The sequence below is a fragment of the Eikenella sp. NML99-0057 genome (genome assembly GCF_001648535.1).
Taxonomy (GTDB): domain Bacteria; phylum Pseudomonadota; class Gammaproteobacteria; order Burkholderiales; family Neisseriaceae; genus Eikenella; species Eikenella exigua.
Window position 1 is genome coordinate 24,541 of sequence record NZ_LXST01000003.1, and the last position, 21,836, is coordinate 46,376.

At 55.9% G+C, this 21,836-nt stretch carries 19 protein-coding genes; 14 read left to right on the forward strand and 5 right to left on the reverse strand.

Features of this window, described 5'->3' with window-relative positions; all coding sequences use genetic code 11:
• Positions 1-38: 38 nt before the first annotated feature.
• The 8 genes from pseI (at position 39) to A7Q03_RS05055 (ending at position 9,140) form a co-directional block, all read left to right on the forward strand.
• A complete protein-coding gene (gene pseI / locus A7Q03_RS05020; protein WP_067447908.1) occupies positions 39-1,091 on the forward strand; it encodes a pseudaminic acid synthase in 1,053 nt (350 codons plus the stop codon).
• 384 nt (positions 1,092-1,475) lie between these two features.
• On the forward strand, positions 1,476-2,675 hold the full coding sequence (locus A7Q03_RS05025; protein ID WP_067447910.1) for an oligosaccharide flippase family protein: 1,200 nt from the start codon (positions 1,476-1,478) through the stop codon (positions 2,673-2,675).
• Entirely contained in the window at positions 2,668-3,753 is a 1,086-nt protein-coding gene (locus tag A7Q03_RS10375) for a glycosyltransferase family 52 (protein WP_067447912.1), read from the forward strand. The genes A7Q03_RS05025 and A7Q03_RS10375 overlap by 8 nt, the downstream gene beginning before the upstream one ends.
• Before the next feature lie 24 nt (positions 3,754-3,777).
• The gene (locus tag A7Q03_RS05035; RefSeq protein WP_067447914.1) at positions 3,778-4,602 is read left to right on the forward strand and encodes a beta-1,6-N-acetylglucosaminyltransferase; all 825 of its coding nucleotides are present in this window, start codon (positions 3,778-3,780) and stop codon (positions 4,600-4,602) included.
• Complete coding sequence (locus tag A7Q03_RS05040; RefSeq protein WP_067447916.1) at positions 4,599-5,462, forward strand: glycosyltransferase; 864 nt, start codon at positions 4,599-4,601, stop codon at positions 5,460-5,462. Before A7Q03_RS05035 ends, A7Q03_RS05040 begins: the two co-directional genes overlap by 4 nt.
• A 252-nt stretch (positions 5,463-5,714) precedes the next feature.
• Entirely contained in the window at positions 5,715-6,950 is a 1,236-nt protein-coding gene (locus tag A7Q03_RS05045) for a sugar transferase (RefSeq protein WP_082880686.1), read from the forward strand.
• Between the two features lie 97 nt (positions 6,951-7,047).
• Entirely contained in the window at positions 7,048-8,067 is a 1,020-nt protein-coding gene (gene galE / locus A7Q03_RS05050) for a UDP-glucose 4-epimerase GalE (protein ID WP_067447918.1), read from the forward strand.
• A gap of 269 nt (positions 8,068-8,336) precedes the next feature.
• Complete coding sequence (locus tag A7Q03_RS05055; protein WP_067447920.1) at positions 8,337-9,140, forward strand: outer membrane beta-barrel protein; 804 nt, start codon at positions 8,337-8,339, stop codon at positions 9,138-9,140.
• Positions 9,141-9,257: 117 nt separating this feature from the next.
• Here A7Q03_RS05055 and pta read toward each other — a convergent pair whose 3' ends face one another.
• From pta to mutS, 5 genes are all read right to left on the reverse strand, one after another.
• Positions 9,258-11,336 (reverse strand): phosphate acetyltransferase, encoded by a 2,079-nt coding sequence (gene pta, locus A7Q03_RS05060; RefSeq protein WP_067447922.1) that lies wholly within the window; start codon positions 11,334-11,336, stop codon positions 9,258-9,260.
• A gap of 208 nt (positions 11,337-11,544) precedes the next feature.
• Complete coding sequence (locus A7Q03_RS05065) at positions 11,545-12,105, reverse strand: hypoxanthine-guanine phosphoribosyltransferase (protein WP_067447924.1); 561 nt, start codon at positions 12,103-12,105, stop codon at positions 11,545-11,547.
• A 438-nt stretch (positions 12,106-12,543) separates the two neighbouring features.
• A complete protein-coding gene (locus A7Q03_RS10125; protein WP_156502935.1) occupies positions 12,544-12,690 on the reverse strand; it encodes a hypothetical protein in 147 nt (48 codons plus the stop codon).
• A gap of 42 nt (positions 12,691-12,732) precedes the next feature.
• A complete protein-coding gene (locus A7Q03_RS05070; RefSeq protein ID WP_067447926.1) occupies positions 12,733-13,023 on the reverse strand; it encodes a hypothetical protein in 291 nt (96 codons plus the stop codon).
• Between the two features lie 165 nt (positions 13,024-13,188).
• A complete protein-coding gene (gene mutS, locus A7Q03_RS05075; protein ID WP_067447928.1) occupies positions 13,189-15,783 on the reverse strand; it encodes a DNA mismatch repair protein MutS in 2,595 nt (864 codons plus the stop codon).
• Between the two features lie 264 nt (positions 15,784-16,047).
• Here mutS and A7Q03_RS05080 point away from each other — a divergent pair, with 264 nt between their 5' ends.
• From A7Q03_RS05080 to A7Q03_RS05105, 6 genes are all read left to right on the forward strand, one after another.
• Entirely contained in the window at positions 16,048-17,355 is a 1,308-nt protein-coding gene (locus A7Q03_RS05080; RefSeq protein ID WP_067447930.1) for a murein transglycosylase A, read from the forward strand.
• 219 nt (positions 17,356-17,574) lie between these two features.
• A complete protein-coding gene (locus tag A7Q03_RS05085) occupies positions 17,575-19,071 on the forward strand; it encodes a hypothetical protein (protein WP_067447932.1) in 1,497 nt (498 codons plus the stop codon).
• A gap of 3 nt (positions 19,072-19,074) precedes the next feature.
• Positions 19,075-20,202 (forward strand): hypothetical protein, encoded by a 1,128-nt coding sequence (locus A7Q03_RS05090; protein WP_067447934.1) that lies wholly within the window; start codon positions 19,075-19,077, stop codon positions 20,200-20,202.
• Between the two features lie 11 nt (positions 20,203-20,213).
• The gene (locus tag A7Q03_RS05095; RefSeq protein WP_064089950.1) at positions 20,214-20,750 is read left to right on the forward strand and encodes an ATP/GTP-binding protein; all 537 of its coding nucleotides are present in this window, start codon (positions 20,214-20,216) and stop codon (positions 20,748-20,750) included.
• A 2-nt stretch (positions 20,751-20,752) separates the two neighbouring features.
• Positions 20,753-21,412 carry a roadblock/LC7 domain-containing protein gene (locus tag A7Q03_RS05100; RefSeq protein ID WP_067441086.1) on the forward strand — a complete coding sequence of 220 codons (660 nt, stop codon included), beginning with the start codon at positions 20,753-20,755 and terminating at the stop codon, positions 21,410-21,412.
• 23 nt (positions 21,413-21,435) lie between these two features.
• On the forward strand, positions 21,436-21,804 hold the full coding sequence (locus tag A7Q03_RS05105; protein WP_067441083.1) for a roadblock/LC7 domain-containing protein: 369 nt from the start codon (positions 21,436-21,438) through the stop codon (positions 21,802-21,804).
• Positions 21,805-21,836 lie beyond the last annotated feature (32 nt).

Sequence of the window (21,836 nt, forward strand, 5' to 3'; positions counted from 1 at the left end):
GCCTCCCCATAACAGGCTACCTGAAACCGAAACCACCCATGAAACCCACATTCCAAATCAACGGCCGCCCCATCGGCGCTGTCCACCCGCCCTACATCATTGCCGAGATGTCGGCCAACCATAACGGTAGCCTGCAAACCGCCTTCAACATCATAGAACAGGCCAAGGCTGCCGGTGCCGATGCCGTCAAAATCCAAACCTACACCGCCGACACCATCACGCTACGCAGCAACGCGCCCGAGTTTCAAATCAAAGGCGGCCTGTGGGACGGGCAAACGCTGCACGAGCTGTATCAAAAAGCGCATCTGCCTTGGGAATGGCACAAGCCGCTGTTTGATTTTGCCCGCGAGCAGGGTATCACCATTTTCAGCTCGCCGTTTGACTTTACGGCGGTGGATTTGCTGGAAAGCCTCGATGCCCCGGCTTACAAAATCGCCTCGTTTGAAGCGGTAGATTTGCCGCTGATCCGTTATGTGGCGCAAACCGGCAAGCCGATGATTGTGTCCACCGGCATGGCCGATGCCGAAGAAATCGCCGAAGCCGTGGCCGCCGCGCGTGAAGGCGGCTGCAAGGAATTGGTGTTGCTGCACTGCGTGAGCGGCTACCCCGCACCGGCGGCGGATTACAACCTGCGCACGCTGCCTGATATGGCGCAGCGCTTCGGCGTGCCGGTGGGTTTGTCCGATCACACGCTGGACAACACCACCGCCATCGCCGCTGTGGCGCTCGGTGCGTGCGTGATCGAAAAGCACTTCACGCTAGACAGAAACGGCGGCGGCCCGGACGACAGTTTTTCTTTAGAACCGCAGGATTTGGCTGAATTGTGCCGCAGCAGCCATACCGCCTGGCAGGCGCTGGGGCAGGCCGATTACGGTTTGAAATCGAGCGAGCAGGGCAATATCCAGTTCCGCCGTTCGCTGTATTTTGTGAAGGATATGAAAGCGGGCGACACCATCGGCGCCGACTGCATCCGCAGCGTGCGCCCCGGCTACGGGCTGGCGCCCAAGCATTACGACGCGCTCATCGGCAAACGCCTGCGCCGCGATGTGGCGGCCAATACGGCCACCGATTGGGATTGCGTGGAAGAGTAGAAAAAGTTTCAGGTAGCCTTACGGCAGTGTTAGAGGCTACCTGAAAACTTGAGTACCAACGAAGCTGGGAATCCGCTTTTTGTGAAATCAAACGCAAAATATTAGGAGAAAACGGTTGAGGTTGTGCCCGCAGTCGCCTTTCTTTTGCTTTCTTTGCTTTGGCGAAGCAAAGAAAAGAAAGTGCCCGCGCCGGCATGAGGCGCAAAGGTGAATAGGGAGTGAATAGCGAAGGCTACCTGAAACCCGGCGTTTCCCTTATAGCAGCAGCCAAGATACTTATTTCTGTTATATTGGCAAAAATTCCATATGTTCAAATTTTTATAAGTAGCTTAAAGTTTCAGGTAGCCTCAAGGCGGTATTGAAGGCTACCTGAAAAGTTCCTATATGAAGATTCTAAAAGACAGCCTCATCTACCTCGTCGGCGAAATGCTGGCCAAGGCCATGCCTTTCCTGCTGCTGCCCTATCTCACGCGCAAGCTGGGTACGGCGGGGTTTGGCGAGCTGTCGTATTATCAGGCGGCATTTTCGCTGCTGCTTATCGGTTTTGGCATGAGCCAGGATGGCGCGGTGACGCGGTATTACTATATATACGGCCAGCGCAATCTGCACAGCGTGGTGTATGCCGGCGCGCTGTATACCGCTTTTGCCGCGCTTATCGGCTTGTTGGCGGCGTGGCAGCTGCATTCATTGGCGTTGGCCTCGGTGGTGTGTGCGGCGGCGGCGCAAACGGTGTTGGCCACGCAATTGAGCCTGCGCCAATGCCGCAAACAGGCCTTGGCCTATACGGCCATTCAGTTCGGCAGCAGCCTGTTCACCACCGTGCTCACGGTGTGGCTGCTGGAAATGAGCGCGGATTATCCGGTAGAACGGCGCTTCTTGGCTCTGTTTGCCGGCAATGCGCTGGTGTCGCTGGCGGCTTATCTGCTTTATCGGCGCAGTGCCGGACAGCGGCTGGGGTTTAACCGGCAGCGGGTGTGGCAGGCTTTACGCTATATTTTCGCGCTCGGCCTGCCTTTGGTGATTCATCATGCGGGCAATTATGTGAAAGGGCAGTTCGACCGCGTGGTGATTTATCAGGGCTATTCCGCCGCCACGCTGGGCGTGTATTCGGCGGGCTATCAAACCGCCAGCGTGCTGGGCGTGTTGCTGATGGCGCTGAACAAAGCCACCGTGCCGTATTACTACCAGGCCTTGCGCAGCGGCAAAATCACAGCGGCTACGGTGCGCCGCTGGGCACTGCTCTCGCTCTTGACCGCACCGCTGCCGGCAGTGGTGGCCTGGCTGATGCCGGAGCGGCTGTTTCTGTGGCTGCTCGGGGCGCAGTATGCGGGGGTGCATTACTATATTTGCCTGTTTTTGCTTGGTTTCAGTTTGACTGTGCCCTATTATTTGCAGGTGAATTATTTGTTTTACCACGCGCAAAACCAGCGCATCGCGCTCACTTCGCTGCTCTCGGCGGGCGGCTATCTGCTGGTGTTGTTGCTCACCGCGCGGGTAGGTATCCAATGGGTGCCGCTGGCGATGATTGCCGGCAACGCGCTGATTTTCCCGATATTGTTCCGGCAGGTGAAACCGTATGGCTGATTTGGCGAATTTAATCATCTGCCTCACGCCCCTGCAGGCCTTGATGGCGCAGCGGCTGATGGCGCAGCGCGCAGAGCCGTTCGATTTGCTGATGCTGTGCTACGAAGATGCGGACAATGCTAAGTTTCGGCATTATTTTCAAGTAGCCTCTGCGGGCAGCCGCCATGCCGAATATGCCCTGATTCCGCAAAGCAAATGGCGGCGCGAGCTGGGCTTGCCCCGCCTGCTGCGCGGGCTGGATAAAGAATACGCCACCGCCTTTGCCGCCAGCATCGATAATCCGAACGTGCAATATGTGCTGAACCGCATCCGCTTTGATGCGCTGGAAACCTTCGACGACGGCACGGGCAACCTGATTCCCGGCAGCGTGCTCTACCGCAACAGCAGCAACCGCCAGCGGCAGCTGATGAACCGCCTGCGCGGCATCCGCCTGCAAACCGAAGACCTGCGCCGCCTCTCGCGTCGGCACCACACGCTCTATCCCGGCCAGCCCAATATTGCCGCGCCCACCGTGCCGCTGGATTTGTGGGCGGCAGCCGGGCAAGGGCTACCTGAAAGCGGGGAAGGTGGGCTTCGCCAAAGCGAAGGCAGAGAGGTGCTGAGAAGCGGCAATGGGGCAGTGAATGAGTGTGGCTTAAACGAAAGGCTACCTGAAAAAAATACGGCCGACGCGGCTGCCGCAAACCCTACTCCCGTCCGCACCCGCCGCATCCTGCTCGGCCAGCCGTTGCTGCCCAATACGGCAGATAACGCCGCGCTGGCCGAAAGCCTGCTGCGCCGTTTTGAGATTGGCGAATATTTCCCGCACCCGCGCGAAACCTACCGCGTATCGGGCGCCGAATACATTGCCAGCCCGCTGATTTTTGAAGACTATCTATTGGAAAGCCTGCGCCGCGAGCCTGATACCCGCTTCGAGGTGTACCACCTCGTCAGCACCGCTGCGCTGAATGTGTACGCCTTCCCGCGCACCGCCGTGTATGCCGTGCGCCCTGCAGAAGCCGCCTTTCACACGCCAGGCGTGGCGCGGATTTATGACGTGATGGCGCAGTTGGGCATTCCGATTATCGATATTGAGTGAGTTTCACGATAACTGTTTAGCGTTATGAGCAGCGCCTTTTTAATTTTGTGCCACCGCCCGCCGCTTTATTGGCTGCGGCTGGCCGAGCGCCACCCCAAAATCCGCCTGCTGCTGCACTACGATGCCAAGGCAGATATCGGCGCGTTGCCACCCCTGCCGCCGAATGTGGGCCTGATTCCGCAGCGCGTCAACATCCGCTGGGCGGGCTTCAGCATGGTGGAAGCCACGCTGCACCTGATGCGTGCCGCGCTGGCCGATGCAGACATCCGCTTTGTGCACCTCGTGAGCGGCAACTGCGTGTTGCTGCACGCCCCCGAGCAAATCGAGCGCGAATTTGCCGCACTGCCGCGCGGCAGCCTGTTGCTGGAATGCCATGCCGAGCCGCGCCTGCGCTATCGCGTGCGTTTCAACACGCCGCACGCCGACACCGCCTGGCAGCGCCGCCTGCCCGGCAAGCTGCTCACCAAAGCGTTTCAGGCAGCCGATAAAATCCTGCCTACCACGCAAACGGCCTATGCCGGCAGCCAATGGTTTTCTGCCGACCGTACGGCCTTGGCAGTCCTGCTGAACGCGGCCGATAAGCAGGCCTGCGCCTTCTTCCGCAAGAAGCTTTGCCCGGACGAGCATTTCTTCCAATATTTGGCAAAAAGGCTACCTGAAACGGCGAGCATCAAGCTGTGGCCCAGCAACCACCGCCACATCCGTTTCGCTCCGGGCAGCAACCACCCCGATACGCTGGCTTTGGCCGAACTGCAAGCCTTGCGCCACAGCCCGAATTGGCTGGCACGCAAAGTGGACGACGATACCGCACTGCGCTTTTTAGACGAGACAGAAGGAGCAGCGGCATGAGGGCGCCAGCACAAAGCCAGCTTTCAGGTAGCCTTTTGGTGGAAAGCACGCCGCCGTTTTCCGTGTTGATGTCGCTGTATGCACGTGAGCAGCCGGAATATCTGCGCCAATGTTTGGCCAGCTTGGCCGCACAAACCCTGCCGCCAAACGAAATCGTGCTGGTGTATGACGGCGGGCTACCTGAAAACCTGGAAGCCGTTGTAGCAAGCTTTTCAGCTAGCCTGCCGCTGAAGATTGTGCGGCTGCCGCAAAACGTTGGGCTGGGGCGGGCGCTGAATGCCGGCCTAGAGGCCTGTACACACGAATGGGTGTGCCGCATGGATACAGATGATATCTGCCACCCCGAGCGTTTCGCGCGGCAGCTGGCTTTTGTGGCGGCGCACTCAGAGCTTGACATGTGCGGCAGCCAGATTGACGAGTTTGAGCACACACCGGCCGATGCCGCGCACAGCCGCCGCGTGCCCTGCGAACACGAGGAAATTGTACGCTTTGCCAAAAGCCGCAATCCCATCAACCACATGACGGTGTGCTACCGCAAATCGGCAGTGCTGGCAGCGGGCAATTATCAGCACGCGCCGCTGTATGAGGATTATGATTTGTGGGTGCGCATGCTGCTGCAAGGCTGCCGTTTTGCCAACCTGCCCGAAGTGCTGGTGTATGCGCGCGCGGGCGACGAGATGTATCGGCGGCGCGGCGGCTGGGCGTATGCGAAAAACGAGCTGGCCATGCAATGGCGCTTCTACCGCGCGGGCTTTTTGAGCGCGGCGCAGTCGGCGAAAAACGTGCTGTTGCGATTGCCGGTGCGGCTGCTGCCGAATGGGGTTCGGCAGTGGGTGTATCGAGTGTTGTTGCGGAAGTAGATTTGCTGTGAAGCCGGGCTTTTATTAAGCATAAGTTGGGTTTGGGCAGCTTGCTGAATTTCAGGTAGCCTCTACCATTTTTACTCCATTCGCCATTGCTCCCCGAAAAACCGCGCTCCGTTCGGCTGTGCCAGCAGAGAAAACATAGCCCGAACCATATGCTCATAATGGCCTGTGCTTGGTTTTATAGGGTGTTTAAAATTCCAGGTAGCCTGTATCGACCCAACTGCCAAACGAGAAATAACGGAAATAATGAAAACGATAAAAATGATTCTGCGCTTTGTTGCCGCCGCTTTGGTGATTCTGATTGCGCCGGCGTGGTGGTTTTGGCCGCCGCGCGAGTGGACTCATCCCACGGCCACCAATCTTTCCAGCTACAGCCTGCTCTTGGCCGGCCTGCTGCTCTCCTACGCTTTGAGCCGCAACCTGACGCGTTTCCCCGGCGAGCATTCTAAGCTGTCAGTGATTCCGGTGTCGGCCATCGGGCTGGGGCTGCCGCTGGTGTTTGCCGCCATGCTGCGCCTGCCGTATTCGGTGTATTACCTGGCCGCCGGGTTTGCGCTCACGGTGTTGTATCTGTTTGCCGAAACCTGGCTGGAAAAGCGGCACATCCGCCATCTGTATTATATTGATGTGGAAGGCATGCGCGATTTGCCGCAACTATCAAACATCCGCTGGCACGAGCTTGCCGAGCCTAGGTTACCTGAAACCGGCCGCGTGAACACGGTGGTAACCAATCTGCATGCGCCCGATTTGGGGGCGGATTGGCAGCGTTTCCTGGCCGATTGTACCTTGCGCGGCATTGCGGTTTACAACATCCGCCAGGTGGAGGAATCTCTCACCGGTCGCGTGAAAATCCGGCATATGTATGAAAACGATTTAGGCTCGCTGCTGCCCAGCCCGGCCTATATGGCGATTAAGCAGGCGCTGGAAGCCTTGATGGTGGTGGCCAGCCTGCCGCTCACCCTGCCGCTGATGCTGGCCACCGCGCTGGCCATCCGGCTGGAAAGCCCTGGACCGGTGCTGTTTGTGCAAAACCGCGTGGGCCGTGGCGGGCGCGAGTTTAAAATTTATAAATTCCGCAGCATGGTGTGCGATTCGGAAAAACACGGCGCGCAACTGGCGCAGGAAGGCGACACGCGAATCACCCGCACCGGCCGCTTCATCCGCAAAACCCGGCTGGACGAGCTGCCGCAGTTTTGGAACATCATCAAAGGCGACATGGCGCTCATCGGCCCGCGCCCCGAGCAGAAAGCCTTTGTGCAGCAGTTTGAGCAAAGCATCCCCTTCTACGGCTACCGCCACATCGTGCGCCCCGGCCTTTCCGGCTGGGCACAGGTGATGCAGGGCTATGCCGGCAACACAGACGAAACCCAAGTGAAAATCGAGCACGATTTCTACTACATCAAGCACTTTTCCTTCGCGCTGGATGTGCTGATTCTGTTTAAAACCCTGAAAACGATCATCACTGGCTTCGGTGCAAGATAAGTTTCAGGTAGCCTTTTGCCAGCCTAAAGGCTACCTGAAAACCAATGCGGCGGGCTTTTGTGAAGCTAAAATATCATCCAAAACAAAAAGGAAACCCATGTCCACTATCCTCGTTACCGGCGGCGCCGGTTTCATCGGCTCGCACACCGTGGTCGAGCTCATCCAAGCCGGCCATCTCCCCGTGATTATCGATAACCTCTGCAATGCCTCGCCCCAAGTTATCGGCCGCATCGCCGAAATCACCGGCCACACCCCCGCCTTTTATCAGGGCGACATCCGTGACCGCGAATTGTTGCGCCGCATTTTTGCCGAACACCCCATCCAATCCGTGATCCATTTCGCCGCCCTCAAAGCCGTGGGCGAGAGCGTGAAAAAACCGCTGGAGTATTACAGCAACAACGTTTCAGGTAGCCTCATCCTGCTGGAAGAAATGCAGTGCGCGGGCGTGAAAAGCATCGTGTTCAGTTCCTCCGCCACCGTGTACGGCGACCCGGACACCGTGCCGATTACCGAAACCGCCCCCCTCGGCCAAGCCACCAATCCCTATGGCGCGTCCAAGCAGATGATGGAGCGCATGATGGCCGACCTCCACACGGCCGACCCTGCTTGGAGCGTGATTCTGCTGCGCTATTTCAACCCCATCGGCGCGCATCCCAGCGGCCGCATCGGCGAGCAGCCCAACGGCATTCCGAACAACCTGCTGCCCTACGTTTGCCAAGTGGCCGCAGGCAAACTGGCTGAGCTTTCCGTGTTCGGCGACGACTACCCCACCCCCGACGGCACCGGCGTGCGCGACTACATCCACGTTGTCGATCTGGCGCTCGGCCACGTGGCCGCCCTCGATAAAAAAAGCCGCGAAGCAGGCGTGCACATCTACAACCTCGGCACCGGCAAGGGCTCGTCCGTGCTGGAAATCGTCCGCGCCTTCGAAGCCGCCTCGGGCAAAAAAATCCCCTATGCCGTCAAACCCCGCCGCGCGGGCGACATCGCCGAATGCTACGCTGACCCTGCCCGTGCCGCCGCCGAATTGGGCTGGCATGCCGAGCGCAGCCTGAACGACATGATGCGCGACTCTTGGCGCTGGCAAAGTGGCAATCCGAACGGGTATGGAGATTAATGGCGGAAAGGCTACCTGAAAAGAATAATGTGCTAATTTTTCTAAATTTCAAAGCCCTATCTTGTTATGCTGCATGGTGGCAAACCTAATGGGTATCGGAAAGAGAACTGTTTGTTTATTCAGAGTTGAAACTTAATTGGGTCAGGATTATCATGCTCGCCGGAATATTGCTTCCTCAAAGCATTAAACTGATTTTGTCAGCAGTATTCCGCCGTTGGATGCGGTAAACCGCCGCCACGGCATTCTTTCCATCCACACCGGAGAAAATTATGCAGAAAACCCTAATTGCCTTGGCCGTGTTGGCCTTGTCTGCCGCTGTTCAGGCCGCCCCCACAGATGAGGGTGTGCCGCTGCATCCCATCAAAGACGGCCGCTACACCGTAACCACCGGTTACGCACACGAAAATGCCAAAATCGATCAACTTAAATATTCCGGCAACGGCGTTACCCTGCAAGGCCGCGCCGATATTCCGCTAGCTCAGCAACACGCTATTCGTGCCGAATTGGGCTATCAATACCTCGATTCCGATGCGAAAGCCAATGGCGAAAAAATCATCAACGGTGCCAAAACTAATAACGTAGATGTGTATGCCGGTTATTTGTTCTCTCCCTCCGGCTTCAAAAACGGCGGTCTGCGCGTGGGGGGTGGTTTGGGCTATAGCCACGGCAAAATAGATGTGCACAGCCACCGAATCGATCCCGACGACGATGCTGTCGATATCAGTGCCAACAACCTGTATCTGAAAGCCCAGGTGGAATACGAGCAGCAACTGGGCAGCAGCTGGAGCATTACCCCGTGGACCGAAGCCCAAGTCAGCCTACACCGCCGTGTGGAAGAACAATATACACAGATTGAGTATGCCAGTGACGGTAAATACAAACAAAACAACTACAGCCTCGGATTGGGTGTAGATGTGAACAAACAGCTGGGCGAAAGCACTAGCCTCACCTTCGGCCCCTATTACCGTTACACGCGGGATAAAGCCACCAACTTTACCCACGAAGGTGAAAATATCGAGGTGCAGAAAACCAACCGCCACAGCTTCGGCATCCGGGGCGGTGTGCGTTTCTAATAGTTGTATTTGTCTGCAATGCAAAGGCTACCTGAAAACGAGCTCGCGAGTTTCTGCGAGGCTAAAGTTTTCAGGTAGCCTTTTACCTGATGTCTAAATCCCAACAGGGCGGGCGGTTTATTTACCCATCTGCACGGCCTGGATGGCAGTGAGGGCGATGGTGTAGACGATATCGTCCACCAATGCGCCGCGCGAGAGGTCGTTTACCGGTTTGCGCAGGCCTTGCAGCATGGGGCCGATGCTCAATACGTTGGCGCTGCGCTGTACGGCTTTGTAGGTGGTGTTGCCGGTGTTCAGGTCGGGGAAGACGAACACGTTGGCTTGGCCGGCTACTTTGCTGTCGGGCGCTTTTTGGCGACCTACGCTGGGCACGCTGGCGGCGTCGTATTGCAGCGGGCCGTCGATGAGCAGGTCGGGGCGTTTTTCCTGCGCCAAGCGGGTGGCTTCTTTCACTTTTTCCACATCGGCGCCGCTGCCGGAGGTGCCGGTGGAGTAAGAAATCATGGCCACTTTGGGGTCGATGCCGAAGGCTTTGGCGGATTCGGCCGATTGGATGGCGATGTCGGCCAGCTCTTCGGCGGTGGGCTCGGGGTTCACGGCGCAGTCGCCATACACGAACACCTGCTCGGGCATCAGCATGAAGAACACGCTGGACACTAGGCTGGCGCCGGGGGCGGTTTTAATCAGCTGCAGGGCGGGGCGGATGGTGTTGGCGGTGGTGTGTACCGCGCCGGACACCAAGCCATCCACGTCGTTTTGCTGCAGCATCATGGTGCCGAGCACTACGCTGTCTTCCAGCGCCTGGCTCGCTAAGCCGGGGGTGAGGCCTTTGTTTTTGCGCAGTTCTACCATCGGGGCAACGTATTGCTCGCGGATGGTGTCGGGATCGATGATTTCCAAGCCTTCAGGCAGGGTGATGCCGCGGTTGGCGGCCACTTCGCGCACGGCTTCTGGTTTGGCCAGTAGCACGCAGCGGGCGATACCTTTGCTTTGGCAGATGGCGGCGGCTTCCACAGTGCGCGGTTCGTCGCCTTCCGGCAGTACGATGCGTCGGTTGGCGGCGCGCGCTTGCTCCATCATGCGGAAGCGGAAGGTGGGTGGTGACATCAGTAGTTGGCGCGGCTGGCCGATGTGGCGGCAGAGTTCTTCCACATCAACGTGTTTGGCCACGAATTCCACCATGGTTTCCATGCGCTCGGTGTCGTCGGCGGGAATGGTTTGGTCTTGATGGGCCAGCGCGTAGGCGGTGGCGAAGGTGTCGTGTTCGGTGAGTAGCACCGGCACGTTTTGGCTCAGCGCAGGGCTGATGATGCCTTGCACGGCGGGCGAAGGCGCGGTGCCGCAGGTGAGCAGCAGGCCGGCCACCGGCACGCCGCTGAGGATTTTCAGCGAGGCAGCCATCAGGATGTCTTCACGGTCGCCGGGGGTAATCACCAGTGCGCCGGAAGTGATGCGGTGGTGCATGTGGGCGGCGTTTTGCGCGGCCACCACGATTTCTTTGGTGCGGTTGCCCAAATGCTCTTTTCCGGCAATCACTTGGGTGTTCAGGTAGCCTGCAATGTCGGCCACGCGGCGCAGCGATTGTTCGGGCGCAAAAGGCAGCACGCCCATGCAGGGGATGCCGCCGCGCACTTTGGCAGACACTTCGGCGGCGAAGGCTTTGCTGTCGTTGCCGTTGTAGCGGTTGATGATGAAGCCGGCCACATCGGTATGGCTGTTGGCGTATTCCTGCGCGGCTAGATTGATTTGGTCGGCCACCTGTTCGGCGCTGTGGTTGCCGGCAGTAGCTACCAGGATCACGTTGGCGTTGAGCGCGGCGGCGATTTGCGCGTTTTTGTTGGCGAGGAAACCGAGTTCGCTGTCGGGCACCACGCCTTCAATAATAGCTACATCGTGCTCGGCGGCGGTAACCTGGTCGAAATCGGATACCATCAGCTCGATCAAATCGTCATCACGCCCGGCGCCCACCAATTCTTCTACTTTAGAGAGCGGCTGCGGGCGCGGCGGGTTGAGATGGAACAGTTTGTTGGCAAACACGATGGCGGCTTCGGTGTCGCCGGCGGGAGTGGGTTTGTGCGATACCGGTTTGTAGTACACCGGGCGGCGGCCGCTGCGTTGCAGGGCGCGCAGCAGGCCGAGCGAGATGCTGGTGAGTCCGGTTTTGGTGCCGATAGGCACGAGGAGGAAGTTTGGCATAGGGCTTCTTTCTTGGTAAAGGGTTAATCAATCAGCGTAAAGCAGCCGAATCAATAAGACGGCCGGCAGACGTTTGCCTGTGCTGGTTTTTCGCAGGCCGCATTGTTGCACTATTAACCAGGGGCGGCAAGCGATGGGATTGGGTTTGTTTGGGTAAGGCTACCTGAAAGTGATTCGGTGCCTCAGGTAGCCTTAAGTTTGGGTTTGGCTATTTATTGGCCAGGGCGTAGATGGCGCCGAGGTTGCGCCACATGCCACCGGCATCCATGCCGTAGCCGAACACATAGCGGTCGGGCACGTGGATACCTACATAATCGGCAGTGATGGGTTTAGGGCGGTTGATGTTTTTATTGGCGAATACGGCGGTGTAGCAGGAGGCGGCGCCCATTTCCAGTACTTGTTTGTGGATGGCGGCCATGGTGTGGCCTTCGTCTAGGATGTCGTCGAGCACGAGAACGTGTCGGCCTTCCACGCTGTTTTGCGGGGCACGCAGCCAGTTGAGCTGCACGCTGCCGCTTAGTTCGCTGCCGTAACGGGAAACGTGTACGTAGTCGAAATCGAGCGGGAAGCGCAAGAGGGGCAGGAGCTGGCCGGTGAAAACGACGGCACCGCCCATCACGGGTAGGAGCAGGGGGTATTGCTCGGCCAAGTCGGCGGTAATTTCTTCGGCCATGCGCTCCAGGGCAGCTCGGCAGGCGGCTTCGTCGAACAGGAGGTCGGCTTCTTCCAGTATGGTGCTGGCTTGCCAGAATCGTTGTTTGATGGTCATGTGGGATGTCCTTGCGCTTGGGTTTGGATTGGGGCTATCTGAAAAATGCGTTGCGAACACGCCTTAAGAGGCGAATTTGGAAATGGTGATTTCTATGTTGCGGCCTTTGCGCTCAAAAGGGGTGGCACGGGTGCAGGGGGTGGCGGGGTCGTTGTAGAAGAATCTGACCAGTACACGGTTCGGGGCGGTTGGTTGATGATGAGTTTGATCGGGTAGGCTTCGTTTTGGCCGTTGCCGTTGTAGTTAAAGAGGTTTTGGCTGTCATGGGGGGATGTCTTTGGGGTTGTTGGTATGGTGGCCGCTGCTTATGTGTGGCAGGAAGGTAGTGGGATTATAACGCTAATGGGTGCTGAGGTTAGTGTGTGGTAGTGTTAATGAAAAGGCTACCTGAAAACCGCGTAAGGGGTTTAGGTAGCCTTTGATAATGTATGGCGTGGATTATTTGTCGAGTCGGCGAGTTTCCACGATGCGACCGTCGGCCACCATCCGGGGTAGTTCGTCGCGTTTGATTTGGATGCGCTCGGATTCGTCCCAAGTGATGTTGGAGAGGTTGCCGTTCAGGTCTTGTTTGGCGCCTTCTGGCACTTCCCAAGCAGCATCTTCGGTGATAACGATGATGTGGTTGGACTACACTTCCACCACTTTCATCAGGCCGTAGGCTACGGACTGCTCTTTGCCGTTTCGGCCAAAGCCTTGGTCGGAAAACGCGCTGATTTTAGCGGCGTAGAGGTCGCCCACTTTGGGGTCGGCTAGTACGGAATCGAGAGCAGGGGCGGTAGCAGCGGGTTGTGCGACGCTGGCAGCAACGGGCTGTGTGCTGCTGGTGTCGGTTGATTGAGCCGGGGCAGAGCTGTTGGTTTGACCGCCGCAGGCTGCCAATACGGAAATGAGGGCTAAGGCAAGTAAGCGTTGTTTCATGATTGGGAGGGTCCTTAATGGATAATTGAATTTATGGCTTTCGTGTCCGAAAGCAGGTGTATTATCGCTGTTTTACAGAAACGCTGTTTTACAGAAAATAGACAAATTATTACGCTTTTAGGCAGCACTTTGTGGCAAGGTCACCTGAAATTGATACATGCATTTTCAGGTAGCCTCCTGCGCGGCAGCAGCCTGTTTTTGCAGTTGATACAGCAGGTCGAGGGCTTGGCGTGGAGTGAGTTCGTCGGGATGCAGCGCAGCGATTTCTTGCAGTAGGGGATGGGCGGCAGGTGGGATGGGCTCGGCTGGGCTGTGTTCGGGCGCAGCTTCTTCGGGCAGGTTGAACATGTCCATCTGTGGGCGGTGGGCGGCGGCTTGGGCTTCGAGCTGTTCGAGGTGTTTCTGCGCGGCTTTGAGGGCGGGGGCGGGCAGGCCGGCGAGTTTGGCCACGGCGATGCCGTAGCTTTTTTCGGCCGGGCCGGGCTCGATGTGGTGCAGGAAGACGATGTCTTGCCCTTCTTCCAGGGCGGAGAGGTGCATATTGACGGCGGCGCTGTGCTGCTCGGGCAGGCGGGTGAGCTCAAAATAGTGGGTGGCAAACAGGCTGAAGGATTGGTTTTTTTGGATTAAATGTTCGGCCACGGCTTGGGCGAGGGCGAGGCCGTCGAAGGTGGAGGTACCGCGGCCGACTTCGTCCATGAGCACTAGGGATTGCTCGGTGGCGTGGCGCAGGATGTAGGCGGTTTCGCTCATTTCCACCATGAAGGTGGAGCGGTTGGCGGCGAGGTCGTCGGAGGCGCCGATGCGGGTGAAAATTTGGTCGATTTGGCCGATGCGGGCGGCTTCGGCGGGCACGAAGCTGCCGGTGTGGGCAAGCAAAACGATGTGGGCGACTTGGCGCATATAGGTGGATTTGCCGCCCATATTGGGGCCGGTGAGCAGCATGAGGCGGTGTTTGTGGTCGAGGCGGGTGTGGTTGGGGGTGAAGTGCGGCACTTGGCCTTCAACCACGGGATGGCGGCCGTTGTCGATTTCGATGCCGGGATAGTCGGTAAACTGGGGGGCGTGGTAATCGTGTTCGGCGGCAAAGTGGGCAAAGCAGCAGAGGACGTCCAGCGCGGCGGCGGCCTTGGCGGTACGCTGCAGCAGGGGCAGTTGCTGCTGGAGTTCTTGCAACAGGCTGTCGTAGAGGCGTTTTTCGAGGGATAGGGCGCGATCTTGGGCGTTGAGCACTTTGTCTTCGAAGGTTTTGAGCTCGGGGGTAATGAAGCGTTCGGCGTTTTTCAGGGTTTGGCGGCGCTGGTAGTCGGCGGGGGCTTCGGCGGCTTGGATTTTGGAAAGCTCGATGTAGAAGCCGTGCACGCGATTGTATTCGACTTTGAGGGTGGAGAGGCCGGTGCGCTCGCGTTCGCGCGCTTCGAGTTCGAGCAGGAAGTCGCTGCCGTGGTTTTGGATGCGGCGCAACTCGTCGAGCTCGGCGGAAAAGCCGTGGTTGATTACGCCGCCGTCACGCAGCCACACGGCGGGCTCGGGCAGGATAGCGGCTTGTAACTTCTCGGCAATATCGGCACCTTGCGGGAAGATGTCGGCCAGGGTGTTGAGTAGGCTGCTTTCAGGTAGCCTGAGTTGGGTGAGGGTGAATAAGCTGTCGCGCAGGCCGGAGAGGTCGCGCGGGCGGGCGGAGCCTACGGCGATGCGGGCGGCGATGCGTTCGATGTCGGCGATGGTTTTCAGGTAGCCTTGCAGGGAGGAATAATCGTTTTGCAGGGCGGATACGGCTTCTTGGCGGGCGCGGATGTGTTCGCGGTTGCGCAGGGGGTTGTGCAGCCATTGGGCGAGCAGGCGGCTGCCCATGTTGCCGGCGCAGCGGTCGAGGGTGGAAAAGAGGGTGGGCTCTTTTTTGCCGGACAGGGTGGCGGTGATTTCGAGGTTGCGGCGGGTGGCGGCATCCATGCCGATGTATTGCTGTTCGGTTTCGAGGCTGAGGTTGTCGAGGTGGCGCGGCAGGCGGGATTGGGTGTGGCGGATGTAGTTGAGCAGGGCGCCGGCGGCGCCGATGGCGGGGTCGTGTTCGCCGGCTTGGAGGCCGAAGCCGAGCAGGTCTTGGCAGCCGAAGTAGTCGGTGAGCAGGGTGTGGGCGCTGTCGGGGGCGAATTGCCAGTCGTGTAGGCGGGTGGGGTTGCAGTTTTCAGGTAGCCTCAGTTTGGCGGCGGCTTGGTCGGGCAGCAATACTTCGGCGGCCTGCAAGCGTGCGAGTTCGTCGGGCAGTTGGGCTGGGGTGATGATTTTGGCTTTGAATTCGCCGCTTTGCAGGGAGGCCCAGGCGAGGCCGACCGGTTGCTTGGCCTTGCCGTTCCAAGCCACGGCGGCGATGCGGTTGGTTTCTTTGTCTTCCAACAGGGCGGCATCGGTGAGCGTGCCGGGGGTAATGATGCGCACCACTTCGCGCGCCACGGGGCCTTTATTGGCGCCCACTTCGCCCACTTGCTCGCAAATAGCCACGCTGCGGCCGAGTTTGACCAATTTGGCCAAGTATTGCTCGGCCGCATGATGCGGCACGCCGGCCATTTTGATGGGTTCGCCGTTGATTTGGCCGCGGGTGGTGAGGGTGATGTCGAGCAGGCGGGCGGCTTCTTCGGCGTCGGTGAAGAAGAGCTCGTAGAAGTCGCCCATGCGGTAGAACAGCAGTTTGTCGGTATGCTGGGCTTGGATCTCGAGATACTGCTGCATCATGGGGGATACGGCGCTTTTGCGGCTCATGAAAGGCTACCTGAAAAATGGAAAGGCGAAAAACAGTATTGTAGCCGATGCGGCAGCGGGCGAAATGTTTGTACTTGTAAAATGATTTGCCCGGCGGCTTGGGTGGGTGGTTAAATTCTGCCAGTTTGCGCCTGCGGCCGCCGTAAACGGGCAGGAGTTGGCTAGAATGCATCGGAAACGGTGCGGGACGGGCTGCAATGTTTATATATTATTTATCGATTTCTTTCAGTGGTATAAATTCAACTTCATGGAATGAAAACTGAAATGGCAGGAAAATTTCTTTCTTCTCGTAACGGCTGGCTGTTGCTGTCGGCATTGTTGCTGGGCGGCTGTTTTTTTCATAGCCGGCCCAAGCCCTCTGGCAGTGGTATCAGCGGTATGCCGGCTTTGCCGCCCGGCCAGCGTTATGCGGAAGGCTATCAGCACCGGGTTTCAGGTAGCCCGGCAGGGTATAAGGCGGTATCGTTTGCGGCGTTGCCGCAGTGGCCGCAGCAGGATTTTGCGGCTAGCCTGAATGCGTTTCGCAAAAGCTGTACTGCTTTGAAGAACAAGCCGCAATGGCAGAATGTGTGTGCTCAGGCTGACAGGGTGGGCAGTCAGTCTGCGGCGGCCAGGCAGTTTTTCGAGCAATATTTCACGCCGTGGGAAGTGAGCCACAATGGGCAGTTGGGCGGCACGATAACCGGCTACTACGAGCCTGTGTTGCACGGCAGCGCACGGCAAACGGTACAGGCACGCTTCCCGATTTATGGCTTACCCGCTGATTTGGTTACTGTGCCGTTGGCTGGTGCGCCGCAATCAGGAACGGTGCGTATCCATCTCACCGGTCGCAATAGTGGCCAAATTGCCGCCAATGGTGAATACACGGCTAATCTGGCTGATTTCCCTGGTCGTGAGAAAAGCCGATCTTTGAAAGGGCGGGTTTCAGGTAGCCGTTTTGTGCCGTATTACACCCGTGCCCAAATTAATGCTGGTGCGGTAAACGGTAGTGCGCCAGTGTTGGCTTATGCCGATGATCCGGTTGAGTTGTTTTTCCTGCATATCCAAGGCTCCGGCCGAATCCGTACGCCAGACGGGCGCTATATCCGCCTGGGGTTTGCCGATAAAAACGATCATCCCTATATTTCTATCGGCCGCTATATGGCCAATAAAGGTTATTTGCCGTTAGCGCAAACCAGTATGCCGAAAATCCGCGATTGGTTGCGTGCACATCCGGATAAACTGGCTGAGGTGTTGGGTCAAAACCCCAGTTATGTGTTTTTCCGCCAACTACCGGATGGCAATGACGGGCCGATTGGTTCATTGGGTGTGCCATTGAGCGGCGGTTATTCCGGCGCGGTGGATAAACGCTTCATCACTTTGGGCGCACCACTGTTTCTGGCCACTGCGCATCCTGAAACCGGCCATGCGCTCAACCGCCTGATTATGGCGCAAGACACCGGCAGTGCCATCAACGGCGCGGTGCGGGTGGACTTTTTTTGGGGGTATGGCGATGAGGCAGGAAGGGTGGCCGGCCGCATGAAGCAGACAGGCTATGTTTGGCTGTTGTTGCCCAACGGGGTGTTGCTGTGAAAATTGCCTATCAGTTACTGCCTGCTGGGAGGAGAATAAAGATACGCTGTTGGTGCGTAACTCCTCTTTTTGGTGGCGGTTTTCGTGAATCCGTTTGAATAGAACGTGTAAATTAATATATACTTTAGGCTGAATTTTCAACATTTGTATTTGGAAAGACGTAATAAGAGAAGTAGGATGAATATTTTCATTCAATTATGTTTAGGGAGGGTGGGATAAATGGATCTGATGATTCTGATTCCGCTATTGGTGGTTTTAGCCGGCTTGATTTTTGTTCAACGCCGCCAGAAACAGCAGGCAAAAGCCGCTGTTGATGAAGAGAAAAAAGGCAGAAGTAAGCGTGCTGCCGCTAGGGTGGCCAGCAAGAAATCGGCTCCAGCGGCAGATCGACAGTCTGTAGCCGCTTCGTTATCCGAGCCTGAAGAGGTTGAAGTGAGCGAAGACTGGGGTTGGGAAGCTGTACCTGATGTGGAAGTGGAAGAGGCTGCCAATGTGTCGCAGGAAGTGGATGCCCTGACGGAATATAAAGTCTATAAGCAATTCGGTTACCACGAAAAAGCTGCCGAATCGCTGTCTCAATATCTAACTTCTGGCTCGGTAGTCGTGAGCGATGGTATGCGCAGCTCTTTAGTTAATGAGCTGGTGCAGCTGTGGCTGGATGCTAAAAAGCCGGATGAATTGGCTGAAACTTTGCGCCAGTTCGGCAATCTGCTCACTAAAGCGCAAACCGAGGACTACATCAAACAAGGTTTGGCAGTTGATAAAAACAACCTTAGTCTGCGCGTGTTGGCTGAAGAATTACTAGGCTGGGGTATACAGCAGACCTCTGCTGAAATCGGCGAACGCATCGGGCTGGATATGCCGGCACAAACCAAGCAGAAAAGCCGCCGTGTAGCCGTAGAAGCCGAGAGCGAGCAGAAAGTGGCCAATTCAGCATTGGCCGAGTCCCGCAAAGAGCTGGTTACCAATTCCAAATATACCGGTGCTATTCTTGTACATGATGAAGAAAAAGCTGCTCTGATGGGCTTTATGAAGCCTGAATCTGGCTATCGCCTGATGAAGGACAGGCTTGCCTACGATACGGCAGTTAGCTATGCCAATAAGGCCATCCGCCAGGCCAACAAACCGGCTGCGTTGATTATTGATGCGCTGAGTTTGGACTATAAAAATCAAAATATTGACCGTTTTGCCCAACATCTTTGGCAGCTTTATTACACCTTGGGTCAGTATGGCCGCCAAGTGAAGGAAAGAATGCTGGGCTGGGGTCTCAACCTGGGCGAACACACCATCTTCACTCAGTTGGAATCCAATCCGAATGAGGTTCAACTGCGCGAAATCGGGACTGCCAACGGTTTCTTGGATCGTGGCACCAGTACTCAAAAAGCGCACCGTAAACCCCTTATTAAAACACGTACTGATGATGTCAGTATGAAACAGACCCCGGCAGAAAAAGTGTTGCGTGATGTCGAATCATTACTGATGTATGGCCAGTTAGATGAAGCAATGAATTTGCTGGAAGAATCCATCTTGGAGTACCCCAGCGAATCACAGTTGTATATTACATTGTTTGATATTTGCGAACGTGCAGAAGAATGGGAGCGCCTGGAACAGGTATTGCATAAGATACGTGCCAATATCCAGCATCCGCCAGAGGAGGTAGTATTGGCAATGAGCCAATTACTACAAAAAATCAACTACGGTTCTGTTCGGACATGATAAATGACTAATAACGCAATCCCCCAAGTGAAGACGGTTCACATCATGTTGTTGGGCATGGATGAGCGCCAATATGCGATGTTCCGTATGGCATTCAAAATGCATGGTATTACTAATTATGAACTGGTTACAGTGGAGCAGGGTATTCAGCCAGATATGGTATTGGCCGATGCCGATACTGATGTGGAGATTTGGAAAGATGCAAAAAACCAGTTTCCCGATGCGAAGGTGGTGTATTTTTCCAGCTTGCCGCCTCCGGTAACCGCTCCTTATCTGGCCAAGCCGATTAAGTTCGATACTCTGTTTTTGAACTTAAAAAACCTGCAACAGGGTAACGGCATTTGGGTAGCCAGTAGTAGTAGCCGATCGGAGCATGCTCCTAGGCTGGCAACACAGGAAACCGAGCAAGCTTCGTCTGTACGATCTCATTCGGCTAGTATCACCATCGAACATTTCGATGAAGACAACGGTTTGTTGGGCGAAGTACGCAAAGCAGCCAAGCAGGATGTCAATGTGGCGGTAATGCACAACGGCAAACCTATGTTGCTGGTGTTCCCGTCCATTCAGAAAGTGTTGTTGGTAACCGATTCTGAAACACTCAAATCTTTGTGTGAACAGAAATTTGTTGATTTGCAAACGCGAGCGATTACTGAAGAGAACTTGAAAGCCAAGGCCAAGCTTTCCATTACTGCTTGCTTATGGCAGTTGGCTATTTGGACAAGTAATGGCCGCTTTCCCAAAGTAATCAACAAAAGCACAGTATTCAAAGTTCGCAACTGGCCAAACCTGACTCGTTTGGCACCGCTTGCCGAATCAATGCGCCTATCCGCCTTCTTAACCAAGGCTTCAGGTAGCCTGACTATTCTGCACAAGCTGATGCTTATCGATAACAAAGATTTAGCTGATTATCTTACTGCGGTCTATGTTACCGATCATCTGATTGTGGAATCGGCCGGGCAGGCTGAGACTCAGACTGCTGGAGCAGGGCAAGCTAGAGTTGCTGCACAAACGCAAACTATACAGCGTCCGGAGAGAGTTCATACTAGAGCGCATGAAGAAGATAGCGACGAAGAAGTACCGAAACAGCGCGGGCTGCTGCAACGTTTGATGAATAAAATTATTGGCCGATAAAGGAATATAACATGGCAGAGAATAAGATTATTTTTACAGGTCCGGTCGGCGTAGGGAAAACTACCGCTATTGCTGCGCTGTCAGATGACCCACCAATTAAGACTGATGCCCGTGCATCTGATATGACTACCTCCATGAAAAGCCACACCACCGTGGCCATGGACTACGGTGTGATTCACTTAGATGAGAATACCAAGGTGCATTTGTACGGCACGCCCGGGCAGGAACGTTTTGATTTCATGTGGGACATTTTGAGCCAAGGCAGTATGGGCTTGGTGTTGCTGTTGGATAATACCCGTTCCAATCCTTTGAAAGACCTGAAATTCTTCTTGGATTCGTTTAGTGATTTGCTCAAAACCGCACCTGTGGTTGTGGGTGTAACCAAGATGGATTTGAAAGCCACGCCCGGTATCGAGGTGTATCAGAAATACCTGCTGCAATACGGCATGAACGTGCCGGTATTTGAAATTGATGCGCGGAATGAAAACGATGTGAAACAGCTGGTTACTGCGATGCTGTATTCAATTGATCCTGGTTTAGAGGTATAAAAATGGATTCGACACTACTTTTGCAGCCTAATCTATACCCACGAGTAACTCCCGCTGGCGCATACTATGCGGTTTCCAATAAAGGCCAAAGCGCTAGCCGTACTCTGCTGGGCGGTATTCTGCAGGCTGGCGAGCAGGAAACTGTTGGCCGGGAAAATTTATTGCGTTGGGCGCAAACCAACGATATTGATGCCGCACTCAACTTGTTGTACCGCATGCAGCGTTTGGAATTTTTGTATGGCGAAGACGAGCCAGACAAAAAAACCGATTTGCTCAGCGGCACCGGCCTGCCCAATATCCTGACACACCTCTCTGATGTGCAGAAGGCATTATTGGTAGATCAAGACGGTTTCTATTTTTCCAGCTCCGGTTTCAACCACGAAGCTGCTGAAGAAATCGCAGTGTTGGCCAGTGAAGCCGTTCGCTTGTATGAACAGCATAGCCTCTTGATTAAGAACAACCTGAATATCTACCACAATGCGGTGGGCATTTGTGATCCGTCAGGCCAGAGTGAGCTGACTTTCTTCCCGCTGTATATCGGTGATTTGAAATTTATCCTGGTTACCGGCGGTGTACCGCAGCTGCATAAAGATGAATTTGTATCTTTAGTGCGGGCGCTGTATCAAATCGTTGATTCTGCTAACCAGATTGAAGCACTCTAATTAAATTATTGGGAAAACACAATATGCAACAACAATTAGTTTCTTCTGTATTGAGCGATTTAAACAGCTCGTCTGTTGATATTACCGCTTCCGCTGTTATTTCCAGTGACGGCTTGCCGGTTGCCTCTATGCTCCAGGCCAATATTGACCCGGATCGTGTGGGTGCTATGTCTGCCGCGTTGCTGGCCTTGGGCAACCGTACTACCAAAGAGCTACTATGTGGCGAATTGGAGCAGGTGATTGTGAAAGGCACCGATGGCTACATCCTGCTGATTCAAGCCGGTGAAGACACTGTATTGGTAGTAACTGCCCGAGAAAGTGCCAAACTAGGTTTGATCTTGCTCGACGCCCGCCGTGCCGCACGCAGCATTGTAGATTTGGAAAGCAGCTAAACGCCTATCCGACACGCAATGAGTGCCGCACG

Coding starts and splice junctions, on each gene's coding strand:
- mutS (WP_067447928.1), bottom strand. CDS start 15,783: ATGAGCCGCAAAAGCGCCGTATCCCCCATGATGCAGCAGTATCTCGAG.
- pta (WP_067447922.1), bottom strand. CDS start 11,336: ATGCCAAACTTCCTCCTCGTGCCTATCGGCACCAAAACCGGACTCACC.
- A7Q03_RS05055 (WP_067447920.1), top strand. CDS start 8,337: ATGCAGAAAACCCTAATTGCCTTGGCCGTGTTGGCCTTGTCTGCCGCT.
- A7Q03_RS05080 (WP_067447930.1), top strand. CDS start 16,048: ATGGCAGGAAAATTTCTTTCTTCTCGTAACGGCTGGCTGTTGCTGTCG.
- A7Q03_RS05085 (WP_067447932.1), top strand. CDS start 17,575: ATGGATCTGATGATTCTGATTCCGCTATTGGTGGTTTTAGCCGGCTTG.
- A7Q03_RS05035 (WP_067447914.1), top strand. CDS start 3,778: ATGAGCAGCGCCTTTTTAATTTTGTGCCACCGCCCGCCGCTTTATTGG.
- A7Q03_RS05065 (WP_067447924.1), bottom strand. CDS start 12,105: ATGACCATCAAACAACGATTCTGGCAAGCCAGCACCATACTGGAAGAA.
- pseI (WP_067447908.1), top strand. CDS start 39: ATGAAACCCACATTCCAAATCAACGGCCGCCCCATCGGCGCTGTCCAC.
- A7Q03_RS10375 (WP_067447912.1), top strand. CDS start 2,668: ATGGCTGATTTGGCGAATTTAATCATCTGCCTCACGCCCCTGCAGGCC.
- A7Q03_RS05070 (WP_067447926.1), bottom strand. CDS start 13,023: ATGAAACAACGCTTACTTGCCTTAGCCCTCATTTCCGTATTGGCAGCC.
- A7Q03_RS05045 (WP_082880686.1), top strand. CDS start 5,715: ATGAAAACGATAAAAATGATTCTGCGCTTTGTTGCCGCCGCTTTGGTG.
- galE (WP_067447918.1), top strand. CDS start 7,048: ATGTCCACTATCCTCGTTACCGGCGGCGCCGGTTTCATCGGCTCGCAC.
- A7Q03_RS05105 (WP_067441083.1), top strand. CDS start 21,436: ATGCAACAACAATTAGTTTCTTCTGTATTGAGCGATTTAAACAGCTCG.
- A7Q03_RS05095 (WP_064089950.1), top strand. CDS start 20,214: ATGGCAGAGAATAAGATTATTTTTACAGGTCCGGTCGGCGTAGGGAAA.
- A7Q03_RS05100 (WP_067441086.1), top strand. CDS start 20,753: ATGGATTCGACACTACTTTTGCAGCCTAATCTATACCCACGAGTAACT.
- A7Q03_RS05025 (WP_067447910.1), top strand. CDS start 1,476: ATGAAGATTCTAAAAGACAGCCTCATCTACCTCGTCGGCGAAATGCTG.
- A7Q03_RS05040 (WP_067447916.1), top strand. CDS start 4,599: ATGAGGGCGCCAGCACAAAGCCAGCTTTCAGGTAGCCTTTTGGTGGAA.
- A7Q03_RS05090 (WP_067447934.1), top strand. CDS start 19,075: ATGACTAATAACGCAATCCCCCAAGTGAAGACGGTTCACATCATGTTG.